General features: G+C 72.4%; 12 protein-coding genes. 3 read left to right on the forward strand and 9 right to left on the reverse strand.

From position 1 onward, the window contains the following. Positions 1 to 20: 20 nt before the first annotated feature. The 4 genes from ACIP98_RS08975 to uvrB all read right to left on the reverse strand — a co-directional run bounded on the left by ACIP98_RS08975 (position 21) and on the right by uvrB (position 5,936). Complete coding sequence (locus ACIP98_RS08975) at positions 21 to 1,013, reverse strand: TerC/Alx family metal homeostasis membrane protein (protein ID WP_401974573.1); 993 nt, start codon at positions 1,011 to 1,013, stop codon at positions 21 to 23. A 285-nt stretch (positions 1,014 to 1,298) separates the two neighbouring features. Continuing rightward, complete coding sequence (locus tag ACIP98_RS08980) at positions 1,299 to 3,116, reverse strand: TerD family protein (protein ID WP_401974575.1); 1,818 nt, start codon at positions 3,114 to 3,116, stop codon at positions 1,299 to 1,301. Between the two features lie 31 nt (positions 3,117 to 3,147). Beyond that, positions 3,148 to 3,726 carry a TerD family protein gene (locus ACIP98_RS08985; RefSeq protein WP_319661168.1) on the reverse strand — a complete coding sequence of 193 codons (579 nt, stop codon included), beginning with the start codon at positions 3,724 to 3,726 and terminating at the stop codon, positions 3,148 to 3,150. 113 nt (positions 3,727 to 3,839) lie between these two features. Further along, the gene (gene uvrB, locus ACIP98_RS08990) at positions 3,840 to 5,936 is read right to left on the reverse strand and encodes an excinuclease ABC subunit UvrB (RefSeq protein WP_319661167.1); all 2,097 of its coding nucleotides are present in this window, start codon (positions 5,934 to 5,936) and stop codon (positions 3,840 to 3,842) included. Between the two features lie 264 nt (positions 5,937 to 6,200). Here uvrB and ACIP98_RS08995 point away from each other — a divergent pair, with 264 nt between their 5' ends. Further along, positions 6,201 to 7,250, forward strand: coding sequence for a chitinase (locus tag ACIP98_RS08995; RefSeq protein ID WP_319661165.1), 1,050 nt, complete (start codon positions 6,201 to 6,203; stop codon positions 7,248 to 7,250). Positions 7,251 to 7,357: 107 nt separating this feature from the next. Here the strand turns inward: ACIP98_RS08995 and ACIP98_RS09000 are convergent, their stop codons facing one another. After that, entirely contained in the window at positions 7,358 to 8,296 is a 939-nt protein-coding gene (locus tag ACIP98_RS09000; RefSeq protein WP_319661164.1) for a hypothetical protein, read from the reverse strand. A gap of 178 nt (positions 8,297 to 8,474) precedes the next feature. On the opposite strand from ACIP98_RS09000, the gene ACIP98_RS09005 reads away from it, so the two are divergent. Continuing rightward, positions 8,475 to 9,047, forward strand: a complete 573-nt coding sequence (locus ACIP98_RS09005) for a methylated-DNA--[protein]-cysteine S-methyltransferase (RefSeq protein WP_319661163.1) — start codon at positions 8,475 to 8,477, stop codon at positions 9,045 to 9,047. Positions 9,048 to 9,095: 48 nt separating this feature from the next. Further along, a complete protein-coding gene (locus ACIP98_RS09010; RefSeq protein WP_319661162.1) occupies positions 9,096 to 9,914 on the forward strand; it encodes an N-formylglutamate amidohydrolase in 819 nt (272 codons plus the stop codon). Positions 9,915 to 9,977: 63 nt separating this feature from the next. On the opposite strand, the gene ACIP98_RS09015 is transcribed toward ACIP98_RS09010, so the two are convergent. From ACIP98_RS09015 to ACIP98_RS09030, 4 genes are all read right to left on the reverse strand, one after another. Then, positions 9,978 to 10,346, reverse strand: a complete 369-nt coding sequence (locus ACIP98_RS09015) for a tetratricopeptide repeat protein (RefSeq protein ID WP_319661161.1) — start codon at positions 10,344 to 10,346, stop codon at positions 9,978 to 9,980. A gap of 101 nt (positions 10,347 to 10,447) precedes the next feature. Beyond that, a complete protein-coding gene (locus ACIP98_RS09020; RefSeq protein ID WP_401974580.1) occupies positions 10,448 to 11,350 on the reverse strand; it encodes a slipin family protein in 903 nt (300 codons plus the stop codon). Positions 11,351 to 11,420: 70 nt separating this feature from the next. Further along, positions 11,421 to 12,023 (reverse strand): dephospho-CoA kinase, encoded by a 603-nt coding sequence (gene coaE / locus ACIP98_RS09025; RefSeq protein WP_319661158.1) that lies wholly within the window; start codon positions 12,021 to 12,023, stop codon positions 11,421 to 11,423. A gap of 101 nt (positions 12,024 to 12,124) precedes the next feature. Then, the gene (locus tag ACIP98_RS09030) at positions 12,125 to 13,060 is read right to left on the reverse strand and encodes a PAC2 family protein (protein WP_319661157.1); all 936 of its coding nucleotides are present in this window, start codon (positions 13,058 to 13,060) and stop codon (positions 12,125 to 12,127) included. Between the last annotated feature and the right edge of the window lie 118 nt (positions 13,061 to 13,178).

Here is a 13,178-nt window from a genome sequence, read left to right on the forward strand (position 1 = left end):
GCCGGAGCCCCGGGGACGGGTCAGGCGTCGATGTGCCGCTCCTCCTCGCTGCGGCTGCGCTCCTCCGGCGCCGACTGCTTCCTGGACGTCCTCAGGCTCGTCACCGTGGTGACCGCGAGGACCAGGACGATGAAGCCGAGGGAGAACGGGATGCTGATCTCGGGCACATGGACACCCGACTCGTGCAGCGCGTGCAGCACCAGCTTGACGCCGATGAAGCCGAGGATCACCGACAGCCCGTAGGACAGGTGCACCAGCTTCCGCAGCAGGCCGCCGATGAGGAAGTACAGCTGCCGCAGGCCCATCAGCGCGAAGGCGTTCGCGGTGAAGACGATGTACGGGTCCTGGGTGAGGCCGAAGATCGCGGGGATGGAGTCCAGTGCGAACAGCACGTCGGTGGTGCCGATCGCCAGCATGACCACGAGCATCGGGGTCATGATCCGCTTGCCGTTCTTCTGGATGAACAGCTTGGTGCCGTGGTAGCGGTCGGCGACGCCGAAGCGTCGCTCGGCGGCCTTGAGCAGCCGGTTCTCCTCGAACTCCTCGTCCTGCTCACCTGCGCGGGCCTCCTGGATCAGCTTCCAGGCGGTCCAGATGAGGAAGGCGCCGAAGAGGTAGAAGATCCAGGCGAAGTTGGCGATGATCGCCGCACCGGCGGCGATGAAGCCGGCTCGCAGCACCAGCGCGATCAGCACGCCGATCAGCAGGACGCGCTGCTGGTACTGGGTGGGCACCGAGAACTTCGCCATGATCAGGACGAAGACGAAGAGGTTGTCGACGCTGAGCGACTTCTCGGTGATGAAGCCGGCGAAGAACTCGCCCGCGTGCTGCCCCCCGGCGAACAGCAGGAGGCCGAGGCCGAAGAGAGCGGCCAGGGTGATCCAGACGACGGTCCAGATCCCCGCCTCCTTGATCGACACGTCATGGGGCTTGCGCCCGATGAAGAAGTCGATGGCGATGAGGGCGCTGAGACCGGCGATGGTCAGCACCCAGAGGTTCAAGGACACATCCATGCGATGCCTCCGGCAGATGGGCTGGCAAGAGTCAGCGTGACCGCTGCCGGAGGTCTCCTCCACCCTGGCGCCTCGCGCTCGGGCCGGTGCCCCGGGGCTGTTCTTTCCCGTGCTGACGGGTGCACCGCGTAGGAGTACTCCCCTCCGCGTAAAGAACAGTACACGAAATACCAAGGAAAGGTAAAGACGGTAAAGTGATGGTCAATCAGGTGGGATCGGGGCAGGGCGTCGCCGACCGGCCGTGACCGCCGTCGGACGGTGATCGACCAGTGGCCGGCCGGCCGCTCAGCGGCGGCCCCGGTCGTAGGTACGGCGCGCCGCCGCGACCTGACGCAGGACCCGCGGCACCACCTGGCTGCCGGGCGGGGCCAGCGGGGGTTCGTACGTCCAGGCGTGGCCGACCCACGGGTCGGCCAGGTGGTCGTCGGGCGACGGGGTCAGCCGCAGCAGCGAGCGCCACAGGGGATCCAGGACGCGGCCGTACTCCCGGGCGTCCTCGCGGTCGGCGACGAGCAGCAGGTGGACGCCGACCTGGGGGCCCTCGTCGGCCAGGTAGCGCAGCTGCGTGATGGTCCGGTCGTCGAAGCCGTACGGGAAGTCGTTGACGACCAGGAGCTGCCGGGCCGGGTCGAACCCGGGCGGCAGCTGCACCGGGCCGCCCGCGTCCAGTGCCATCTGCACCAGGTCGACGCGCTGCGTCAGCCGGGCGACCAGCGCGGCCACCCCGGCGGCTCCCGTGGCGGGCGGTTCACGCAGCGCGCCGGAGTCGGTGAAGGGGGCCAGCGCCCCGGTGGCCGATCCGGCCGGGTCCACCACGCGGACGGCGAACTCCCCCGCCGGATGGGACGCGAGCAGCCGCGCGGCGAGGGCGACGGCCACGTCCACCGCCCCGCGCCGATCCTGCGCGCTGTCGACCCACAGCCCCCGCTCCAAAGGGAGCCGCACCAGCATGGGGATGCGCAGCTCGGGACGCTCGGGCAGATGGAGGTCGCCGAGCCGGACCGCCATGGGGGGCTCGGTGGGTGCCGTCCAGCCGTGCCACACCGGGCTCTCCCAGCCCGCGAAGGGCGGCGGCAGGGCGGGTTCCACCACGTCGCGCTCCGCGGCCAGCTGGGCCAGGTCCCGGTCCAGGACGGCACGCGCCCGGTCGACGAGCTCGGCCTGGCGGGCCCTGGCCTGGTCGCGGGCGGCCTCGGCGGCGGGGCCGACCCGGGTCCGCGGATCGGCGAGGACGGCGTCGAGCTCCCGGTCGAGCCGGGACTCGGCGAAGTCGACGGCGCTGCGGTAGGCGGCGATGGCGCGGGACAGGTCCTCGAACATGCCCCAGACCTGGTTGTACAGGCGCTCCTCCAACGTCCGGCCGGCGGCGTCGCCCGCGACGGGCGCCGGGGGCGCCGCCGGCGCCGTGCCGGTGGGAGGAGCCGGAGGCGTCGTAGGGCTCGTCGCGGCGCGCCGGCCGGCGGCAGCCTCCGGCCGGGGCCGCTCCCGGGGCGGAACGCGGTCCCTGGCCTGCGACGGAACAGGCGGTGCGGACGGTGCGTCACTCCCGGTCCCGGGCGCCGGCGCGGTCAGGGCGGCGGCCAGCCGGCCGGCGTCGGTCGCGGAGAGCCCCTGGTCGCGCAGGAGCTCGGGGAGCCCGCCCGCGTAGCCCTGGCCGAGCGCGCGCACCTTCCAGGCGCCCTGGCGGCGGTACAGCTCCAGAGCGACGATGGCGGACTCGCTGCGGAGCCCGGTGACGGTGAAGCTCGCGATCTCGGCACCGCCGGGGGCGACGAGCGCGAGATGCGGCGCGGCGCAGACCCCGAACCGGGTGGGTGCGCCCGTGACCGCGGGCAGCGCGAGCAGGACGTGCACCCGCTCCACGGCGGCCGGGACCGCGTCCAGGTCGACCGCGAGCCGGTGCTCGGAGGCCGGGCCGGACGGCATCTCGATCCCCGGCAGGCCGCCGGAGCCGGGCAGGGCGACCGCGTCGGGCCCGCTCACCCTTCCCTGCCCGTCGCCCAGGGTGACGCCGGGCACCACCGCCGTGCCCGCCGACACCCGGATCTCGACCCGGGTGCCGGGGAGCGGATGGTTCTGTCCGTGGACCAGTTCGGCGGTCATGCCCGCGCCCCCTCGTGCCCGGCCTGCCTGTCTAGAGCGCCGGCAGGATCGCCGGGATGAGGTCCTGGAAGGTGCGGCCGTTGGCCGGGGTGCCGATGGCGGTCATCGACCAGGCCGCGCCGTTGCGCTGCACCTTCGCCATGATCTGCGCGGTGTAGGCGCCGCCCCCGGTGAGGGTGTAGCGGGCCAGCTCCTGCCCGTTGGTCTCGTCGACCAGCCGGCAGAAGGCGTTCTGCACCTCTTGGAAGGTCTGTCCGGTGAAGGAGTTGACCGTGAAGATGATCTGGTCCACGTGCACGGGCACCCGCGCCAGGTCGACCAGGATGGACTCGTCGTCGCCGCCCTGGCCGGCGCCGCCGACCAGGTTGTCGCCGGTGTGCCGGACCGAGCCGTCGTCGCTGACGAGGTGCCGGAAGAACACCACGTCCACGGGCTGCTTGTCGGCGAAGAGCACGGCGGAGGCGTCGAGGTCGATCTCCCGGGTGCGGGAGCCGAACAGGCCACGACGCGGGGCCGCCTGCCAGCCGAGCCCCATGCGCACCGACGTGAGGGTCCCCCCGTCCGTCTTCTGCAGGCTGATCTTCTGACCCTTGGTCATGTTGACCGTCACGCGCTGTCCCCTCTCACCCAGTTTGCCGACGTGCGGTTGCTCCGCACCCTATGGGTAGACGCGTGACCGGCGCACCGCGGTTCGGCAACCGCGGTGCGCGACGGGGAACGGCGTCAGGCCACACCCGCCTCCCGCATCTGCCGCAGCTCCTTCTTCAACTCGCCCACCTCGTCGCGCAGTCGGGCCGCCACCTCGAACTGGAGGTCCGCGGCGGCCGTGTGCATCTGGTCGGTCAGCTCACCGATGAGCTCGGCCAGTTCGGCGGCCGGCAGGCTCTTGTCGGCGCGCTTGCCGCCGGCCTTGCCGGACAGCCCCGGAACGGGGGCCTTGCCGCGCGAGCGCTGGCGGCCGGAGCCCAGCAGCTCCTCGGTGTCGGCGTCCTCGCGGGCGAAGGAGTCCATGATCCCGGCGATCTTCTTGCGCAGCGGCTGCGGGTCGATGCCCCGCTCCTCGTTGTACGCGATCTGCTTGGCCCGGCGCCGGTTGGTCTCGTCGATGGCCTTCTCCATGGCCGGGGTGATCTTGTCGGCGTACATGTGCACCTGGCCGGAGACGTTGCGCGCCGCGCGGCCGATGGTCTGGATCAGCGAGGTGCCCGATCGCAGGAAGCCCTCCTTGTCGGCGTCCAGGATGGCCACCAGGGAGACCTCGGGCAGGTCAAGGCCCTCGCGGAGCAGGTTGATGCCGACCAGGACGTCGTACTCGCCCGCGCGCAGCTCCCGCAGGAGCTCCACGCGGCGCAGGGTGTCGATGTCGCTGTGCAGGTAGCGCACCTGGATGCCGAGTTCCAGCAGGTAGTCGGTGAGGTCCTCGGACATCTTCTTGGTGAGGGTGGTGACCAGGACGCGCTCGTCGCGCTCCGCGCGCAGCCGGATCTCGTGCACCAGGTCGTCGATCTGCCCCTTGGTGGGCTTGACGATCACCTCGGGGTCGACCAGACCGGTCGGGCGGATGATCTGCTCGACGACACCGTCGCCGCGGGACAGCTCGTACGGACCCGGGGTGGCCGACAGGTAGACGGTCTGGCCGACACGTCCCAGGAACTCCTCCCACTTCAGCGGGCGGTTGTCGAGCGCGGAGGGCAGCCGGAAGCCGTGGTCGACCAGGGTCCGCTTGCGGGAGGCGTCGCCCTCGTACATGGCGCCGATCTGCGGCACGGTGACGTGCGACTCGTCGATGACGAGGAGGAAGTCCTCGGGGAAGTAGTCGATCAGGGTGTCGGGGGCGGAGCCCGTCTCGCGGCCGTCGATGTGCCGCGAGTAGTTCTCGATGCCGGAGCAGGTGCCGATCTGCCGCATCATCTCGATGTCGTACGTGGTCCGCATCCGCAGCCGCTGGGCCTCCAGCAGCTTGCCCTGCTTCTCCATGACGGCCAGCTGCTCGCCGAGCTCCTTCTCGATGCCGGCGATGGCGCGCTCCATGCGCTCGGGCCCGGCGACGTAGTGGGTGGCGGGGAAGACGTACATCTGCTCGTCCTCGGTGATGATCTCGCCGGTGAGCGGGTGCAGTGTGTACAGGGCCTCGATCTCGTCGCCGAACATCTCGATGCGGACGGCGAGCTCCTCGTAGACCGGGAAGATCTCGATGGTGTCGCCGCGCACGCGGAAGGTGCCGCGGGTGAACGCCACGTCGTTGCGCGCGTACTGGATGTCGACGAACTTGCGCAGCAGCGCGTCGCGGTCGATCTCCTGGCCCACCTGGAGACGGACCATGCGGTCGATGTACTCCTGCGGCGTGCCGAGGCCGTAGATGCAGGACACCGAGGCGACCACGATCACGTCCCTGCGGGTCAGCAGGGAATTGGTGGCCGAGTGGCGCAGCCGCTCGACCTCCTCGTTGATGGAGGAGTCCTTCTCGATGTAGGTGTCCGTCTGCGGGACGTACGCCTCGGGCTGGTAGTAGTCGTAGTACGACACGAAGTACTCGACCGCATTGTTCGGCAGCAGTTCGCGGAATTCGTTGGCGAGCTGGGCGGCCAGGGTCTTGTTGGGCGCCATGACCAGGGTCGGACGCTGCAGCCGCTCGATCATCCAGGCGGTGGTGGCCGATTTTCCGGTGCCGGTGGCACCGAGCAGGACGACGTCGTTCTGACCGGCGCGGATGCGCCGCTCCAGGTCGTCGATGGCCGTCGGCTGGTCGCCGCTGGGCTGGAAGGGGCTGACGACCTCGAAGGGCGCCACACTGCGTTCGATGTCTGATACGGGCCGCATGGGTCAACGGTACGACCCCCCACTGACAACCGGGCCCGCGCCGGTGGCGCCGCGGGCCCGGCGCCGGTCCGGGTGCCGCGGTGAGGGCCGTGACGGAAGCGGCGCGGGTCGGGGCCCGGACCCGCCCCGGAATATCGCTCTCAATTTTCGCCGGTGAATCATCGGATTCATTCACGGGCGATCACAAATAAGAGTCCTGGGGAATTTCGCGCATGATCCCGGAAAGGCCCGACGGAATTGCCCGGCGCCGATAGCCTCTCCGGCATGGAGCGCCGCACACCAGTCCTGATCGCCGGCCTCCTGGCGGTCGCCCTGGCCGCTGGAGCCGCTCACCTCCTCAGCGCCACGGCGCCGGGGGGAACCAGGGGCGCGGCGCCGCCCGGCGGCGTGACCTTCCTACCGTACGTGGACGCGTCGCAGACCTCGGTCTACAACATGGCCGCGGCCGTCCGGCACAGCGGTGTGGACGGCTTCACGCTCGGCTTCGTCACCGCGCGCGACGGATGCGTGCCCTCCTGGGACGGCCGCGACGGGATCGACCACGGCCCCCTGGCGGCCCGCGTCGCCGCCCTGCGCGCCGCGGGCGGCACCCTGCGGGTGTCCTTCGGCGGGGCGGACGGCACCGAACTGGCGAGCGCCTGCGGCAGCACTGGGGAACTGGCCGCCGCCTACGCCTCGGTGATCGACCGTTACGACCTGACCCGGGTGGACTTCGACATCGAGGGCGCCGCCCTGGCCGACGCGTCCGCCACCACGCGCAGGGCGCGCGCGGTGGCCCTGCTGCAGCGGCAGGCGAAGGCCGCCGGCCGCTCCCTCACCGTCTCCTTCACGCTGCCCGCCATGCCGTCGGGACTCACGGACGGCGCCGCGGTGGTGGTGGCAGCGGCCGCCCGGGAGGGCGTGGACGTCGGCGCCGTCAACCTCATGGCGATGGACTACGGCCCCGCGTACACCGGCGACATGGGCTCGTACGCGGTACGGGCCGCCACCGCCGCCCAGGCGACCGTGAAGTCCCTGCTGGGCCTGTCGGACGCGGACGCCTGGCGGGCGCTGGAGGTGACCCCGATGATCGGCGTCAACGACATCGAAGGCGAGGTCTTCACGCTTCAGGACGCAGCCCAACTGTCGGCGTTCGCGCGGAGGAAGGGGCTGGGCGGACTGTCGATGTGGTCCGCCGACCGCGACCGCGGATGCGCGGTCGCGGCGGACGACGGCGCCATGGAGACGGTCTCCGACCGCTGCAGTGGTGTCGGGCAGCGTCCCTTGGCGTTCGCGCGGGCGCTCGCGCACTCGGGAGGCGTGGGCAGCGCGTGAGCCGGCACCGGCCGGTCGGGCCGCTCCTCGGCGAACCGGTCCGGGTGTACGGATCGGGGGCGGGCGCCGACTTCATCCCGCGGGAACCGCACGTCACCCACACCCCCTCACATCGCTCCCGGGAGCGCCGTGATCCGTTCCAGCGGCCCGTAGGGACCGCCCTCCAGTGCGGCCCGCAGGGCGGCGACCACCTCGCCCGGGGCACGGGCCAGGGCGGCCGGGGCGACGCGCAGCACCCGCAGGCCCAACGCCTCCCACCGGGCGCGTCCGCCGCCGGGGCCGAGGTCCAGCACGAGTCCGTCGCGCGCCCAATAGGCGTCCGGGGAACCGACGAAGGCGCCGTCGAGATGGAGGGTGGGACGCCACAGCGGCTGCCGCAGGCCGGATCTGGCCACCAGGGCGCGCGCCAGAGGGCCGGCGGCGGGCGGCCGGACCTCGTTCGCCAGGGACTCCAGCAGGGCGGCCACGCCCGGGCGGCGACCGAGCACCGACTCACCCAGTTCGGCGGCGACTATGCCGGCCGGCACGCCCATCACCACGACCAGTTCCTGCACCACGTCACGGGCCCACTCGGGGTCGATGGACTCCCGCAGGGCGTCGGCGGCCGCCCGCACCACCGGGGCCACCGGCACGCCGTCCACCGGGTCGGGCGCCGGCAGGGCCCTGGCGTGGTGGACCCGTACCCAGGTGTGGGTGCGGATCCGCCGGTCGCTGGGCACCAGGACATCGACCACCGGCAGCCCCGGCGGGAGCGCGGCGGCGGCGACACCGTGCAGCCGCAGCGCCGCCGCCCCGGTGATCATGGCCCTGGTCAGCGGGTGCCCGGCGAACGCCAGGGCCGCCCGGCACCGCTGGGCGGCGCTGAGCGGACCGGAGTGCAGCACCGCGACCCGGGGCAGCGGCCGCTGCCACCTGCCGCCGGGCCGGCAGCGCTCGCGCACCAGGCGCTGCGGCACGCCGGCTTCGGCGAGCTGGGCGACGGTGGCCACCCGGTCCTGCTCGCGGGCGAGTTTGCGCAGGGCCGCGGAGTAGTCGTTTCGCGTCATGCGAGCCCCATCCCCCACCGTGGCCACTCGACTACCTTTTGTGACAGACCTGTCGAGAACCGCCACCCTCGCGAGTGGCCACGCGGCGCGGTGTTGCCGGGGCGGGCCGCCGGCGGCGGCAGCCGCGGGACACCGCGGCCGCGGCCCGCTGTCGGTGCCTCCGCCTACGCTGGTGCACGTGACGAATCCCGAGACCTCGACGCGCGCGGTGGCCTGGACGGTGGCGGACACCGCGGTCGGTCCGCTGCTGCTGGCCGCCACCGAGAAGGGCCTGGTCCACGTCGCTTTCCGGGCCGACGAGGCCACCACCGGCGCCGCCCTGGAGCGCCTCGCCGCCCGGCTCGGCGCCACGCCCGAGCACCTGCCCGACGGCCCGGCGGGCGACCGGCTGCGCGAGGCGGTGGAGCAGGTCGAGGCGTACTTCCGTGGCACGTTGCGGGAGTTCACCCTCGAACTGGACTGGTCGCTGAGCTCCGGCTTCAACCGCAGGGTGCTGCGCGAACTGGCGGGAGGCGTTCCGTTCGGCAGCGTCGTCGGCTACCAGGACCTGGCGAACCGCGTCGGGGAGCCCGGCGCCGCGCGGGCGGTCGGCGTGGCCATGGGCTCCAACCCGCTGCCGGTCGTCGTCCCCTGCCACCGCGTTCTGGAGAGCGACGGCGGGATCGGCGGCTTCGGCGGCGGCCTGCGGATGCTGGACATCAAGCGCTCGCTGCTGGCGAAGGAAGGCGTCCTGCCCGAGCCGCTGTTCTGACAGCCGGGCAACGGGCACGACAGGTCCGGCAGGAGGGGGGACGACAGTATGGACACGCACGACAGGGGCGAAACGCCGCCCTTCCGCCTGGAGGAGGGCGCGACCGGCTCACCGGTGCTGCTGCACGTGCCGCACAGCGCACGGACGGTGCCGGCGCCGGTCCGCGAACGGATCCTGCTCGACGACGCCGGGCTGGACGCCGAGTTGGACCGTATGACGGACTCCCACACCGCGCTGCTCGCCGAGCGGGCCGCCGTCGGCACGGGCGCCTGGCGCTTCGTCAACGGGCTGTCCCGGCTGGTCGTCGACCCCGAACGGTTCCCCGACGAGCGCGAGGAGATGCGCGCCGTCGGCATGGGCGCCGTCTACACCCGCACCTCGCACCTGACGCCGCTGCGCGAGGACGACGCCGCACACGAACACGCGCTGCTGGACGCCTGGTTCCACCCCTACGCGGCGGCGATGACCGCCGCGGTGCAGGACCGGCTGGATGCCGCGAGCCGGGCCGTCGTCATCGACGTGCACTCCTACCCGAGCGCGCCGCTGCCCTACGAGCTGCACGGCGACGGCCCGCGGCCTCCGGTGTGCCTGGGCACCGACGCCTTCCACACCCCGCCGTGGCTGTCGGCCGCGGCGCGCGAGGCCTTCGCCGGATGCGGTGGGATCGGGCTGGACTCGCCGTTCTCCGGCACCTATGTGCCGCTCAAGCACTACCGGGCGACGCCCGGGGTGTCCGCGCTGATGGTCGAGATCCGGCGGGACGTCTACATGGACGAACCCGGTGGCGCCCCGCACGCCGGCCTCGACCTCGTCGCCGGGGCACTGGCCACGCTGATCGGCCTCATCGAGGCGGGTCCCGCCGGCTGACCTCGCGTCCGGTGCTCGCGGTGCGCCGTACGGGCCGCAGCCGAGCGGCGGTCCCCGCTCCGCTCAGGCGGAGTCGGGGAACCGGGCGGCCTGCAGATAGTCCGGCTTGGGGTCGAGCGCCGCGGCGAGCCGGAAATGCCGTCGCGCCTCCCCGTCACGGCCCGCCCGCTCCAGAGTGCGGCCGAGCGCGAAGTGCGCGAACGCGTTGTCCGGCTCGCGCTCCAGGACGACCTGGAACTCGAGCTCGGCAGGGCGCAGCTGCGCGGCCAGGAAGAACGCCCGTGCCCTCAGCAGACGGGCAGCGGTGTTCTCCGGGTGCACGGCGATGACCGAGTCCAGCAGCTTCACCGCCCCGCGCGCATCCCGCGCCTCGAGGAGCTTCTCCGCCGCGCGGAAGTCGATCACGTGGTTCTCGGGGCTCTGCTCGGGCACAGCCGCCTCCTTCCCCGGGCATTCAATGGGTCACAACTACCCAACATCACCACCCGCATATGCATTCCCCCACAGGATCCGGCCCGACCCCGCGGCGGACGTCACGCCTCCTCCGCGACCGGCCGGCCCTCCTCCAGCGCCGCGGGCCCGCGCCCGCCCTGCGGCGCCTCCAGTGCCGCCGGGGCGGCCCCGCCGGCCTCGACGGCCCCCGCGGCCGGCACGGCAGCCTCCTGCGGCCGGTCGGAACCCGAAGCCCGCTCGAAGAACCGCAGCATCTCCACGGGGAACGGCATGACCAGCGTGGAGTTCTTCTCCGCCGCCACCTCGACAACGGTCTGCAGCAGGCGCAACTGCATCGCGGCCGGTGTCTGGTCCATCGCCAGCGCCGCCTGGGCGAGCTTCTCCGAGGCCTGCAGCTCACCGTCGGCGGTGATGATGCGCGCCCGCCGCTCCCGGTCGGCCTCGGCCTGCCGGGCCATGGACCGCTTCATCGACTCCGGCAGCGCCACGTCCTTGATCTCCACCCGGTCGATGTGGATGCCCCACTCGACGGCGGGGGTGGCCAGCAGCAGTTCCAGGCCCTCGTGGATCGCCTCGCGGCCCGACAGCAGGTCGTCCAGCTCGCTCTTGCCGATCACGGATCGCAGCGACGTCTGCGCGACCTGCAACATGGCGAACTGGTAGTTCTGCACATGCACCGTGGCCTTGACCGGGTCGACGACGCGGAAGTACAGCACCGCGTCCACCCGCACCGAGACGTTGTCCCGGGTGATGCCCTCCTGCGAGGGCACCGGCATGGTGACCACCTGCATGTTGACCTTGGTCATGCGGTCCACGAACGGCACGAGCAACCGCGGTCCCGGCTCCTTGGCCGCCGCCCGCACCCGCCCCAGGCGGTAGACCACACCGCGCTCGTACTGCTTGATCACCCGGAAGCTGCTCTTCAGACCCACCAGGACCAGCACCGCGGCAACCACCGCGAGCACGGCCGACACGCCTTCCATCCCCATCCCCCTCTGTCCACAGGTGCAGTGAAGCCACTGCTCCTCGGACGCCGGCGGAGGGGCTGCCGGATCAGCTCTTGACGATATTTTGACGCAACTGCTCCCACAGCCGCCGGACCTGAGGCTCCAGCGCCTCCAGCGGGCCGTCGTTGTCGATCACCACATCGGCGATCGCCAGCCGTTCCGCGCGGTCCGCCTGGGCCGCCATACGGGCCCGCGCCTCGTCCTCGGTCATGCCGCGCAGCCGCACCAGCCGGTCCAGCTGGGTGTCCGGGGCGGCATCCACGACCACGACCACGTCGTACAGCGCGGCCAGCTTGTTCTCCGCGAGCAGCGGCACGTCGTTCACCACGACGGCGTCGGGCCCGGCACCCGCCTCCAGTGCCGCGGAGCGCTCCCGGACCAGCGGGTGGACGATCGCGTTGAGCGCTCGCAGCCGCTCGGGGTCGGAGAAGACGATGCCGCCGAGCCTCGGCCGGTCCAGGCTGCCGTCGGCGGTCAGCACCTCCTCGCCGAACTCGGCGACGACCGCCGCCAGGCCGGGTGTGCCCGGCTCCACGACCTCGCGCGCGATGCGATCGGCGTCGATCAGCACCGCCCCGTACGAGGAGAGCAGTCGCGACACCTCGCTCTTGCCCGCCCCGATCCCGCCCGTCAGCCCCACAGTGACCATGGCGCGAGACTACCGGTGCCCCCCGACCCGGACGAGCCGGGTCACGGGCCCGACGGCGCCAGGCCTGGCGAGGCCGGGCCGTGCCGTCCGGGAGACCCGGATCAGGAACCGTCGTCCTCGCGGTCGGCCAGGAAGCGCTCGAACTCCGCCGCCAGATCGTCCGCCGACGGCAGGTCCACCGGCTCGGCGATCAGGTTGTCCCGGGTCTGCCCCCCGGCCAGCGCGTCGTACTGGTTCTCCAGCCCGCGCACGACCGACACCAGCTCCGCGTCGCCCTCCTCGACCTGACGGTCGATCTCCACCCGGACGGTGTGCGCCTCGGTGCGCAGCGCGTGCGCCACCTGCGGCAGCACCAGTCCCGTCGCCGCCGTCAGTGCCTCCACCACGGCCAGCGCCGAATCCGGGTAGCCGGAACGGGCCAGGTAGTGCGGCACGTGCGCGGCGATGCCGAGCACGTCACGCCCCGACTCCGCGAGCCGCAGCTCGATCAGCGACTCCGCGCTGCCGGGCACCTGCGCCTCGTCGAACCAGCTGCGGTGACCGGGAATCAGGTCCAGCCTGTTGCCGTGCGGCGTCAACCCGACCGGGCGGGTGTGCGGCACACCCATCGGAATGCCGTGGAAGTTGAGCGCCAGCCGCACCCCCAGCCGCTCCACGATCTCCACGACCGCGGCGGCGAACCGCTCCCACTCCACGTCCGGTTCCTGGCCCGACAGCACCAGGAAGGGGGCGCCGGTGCTGTCGCGCACCAGGCGCAGGGCGATCTCCGGGGCGTCGTAGGCCGTCCAGTGATCGCGCTGGAACGTCATCAGCGGGCGCCGGGCCCGGTAGTCCACCAGCCGGTCGGCGTCGAAACGCGCCACCACCTGATGCTCCTGGCGCTCCAGCAGTTCCTCGACCACCTGGGCGCCGGTCTCCCCGGCGTCGATGTACCCGTCGAAGTGGTACAGCAGCACGGGCCCGGTCTCGCCGAACGCCTCGTCGACGGCCTCTGCCCCGCCCGGCTCGTATGCGTACAGCCCCTGGGGATCCAGCACCGTGCACCCTTCTTTCGCTCTGATCAACTTCTGGTGCAACGAAGGGCGCACCCCCCGCATTCCCACGGCGACGCCCCGGAACGCGGAACGGCCCGCCCCCCAGAGGGGAACGGGCCGT

This window comes from Streptomyces sp. NPDC088354 (genome assembly GCF_044753585.1).
Classification (GTDB): Bacteria; Actinomycetota; Actinomycetes; order Streptomycetales; family Streptomycetaceae; genus Actinacidiphila.

What these genes read in the sequence shown, in the direction of transcription:
- ACIP98_RS08975 (WP_401974573.1), bottom strand. Translation starts at nt 1,013, where the DNA reads ATGGATGTGTCCTTGAACCTCTGGGTGCTGACCATCGCCGGTCTCAGC.
- ACIP98_RS08980 (WP_401974575.1), bottom strand. Translation starts at nt 3,116, where the DNA reads ATGACCGCCGAACTGGTCCACGGACAGAACCATCCGCTCCCCGGCACC.
- uvrB (WP_319661167.1), bottom strand. Translation starts at nt 5,936, where the DNA reads ATGCGGCCCGTATCAGACATCGAACGCAGTGTGGCGCCCTTCGAGGTC.
- ACIP98_RS08995 (WP_319661165.1), top strand. Translation starts at nt 6,201, where the DNA reads ATGGAGCGCCGCACACCAGTCCTGATCGCCGGCCTCCTGGCGGTCGCC.
- ACIP98_RS09000 (WP_319661164.1), bottom strand. Translation starts at nt 8,296, where the DNA reads ATGACGCGAAACGACTACTCCGCGGCCCTGCGCAAACTCGCCCGCGAG.
- ACIP98_RS09010 (WP_319661162.1), top strand. Translation starts at nt 9,096, where the DNA reads ATGGACACGCACGACAGGGGCGAAACGCCGCCCTTCCGCCTGGAGGAG.
- ACIP98_RS09020 (WP_401974580.1), bottom strand. Translation starts at nt 11,350, where the DNA reads ATGGAAGGCGTGTCGGCCGTGCTCGCGGTGGTTGCCGCGGTGCTGGTC.
- coaE (WP_319661158.1), bottom strand. Translation starts at nt 12,023, where the DNA reads ATGGTCACTGTGGGGCTGACGGGCGGGATCGGGGCGGGCAAGAGCGAG.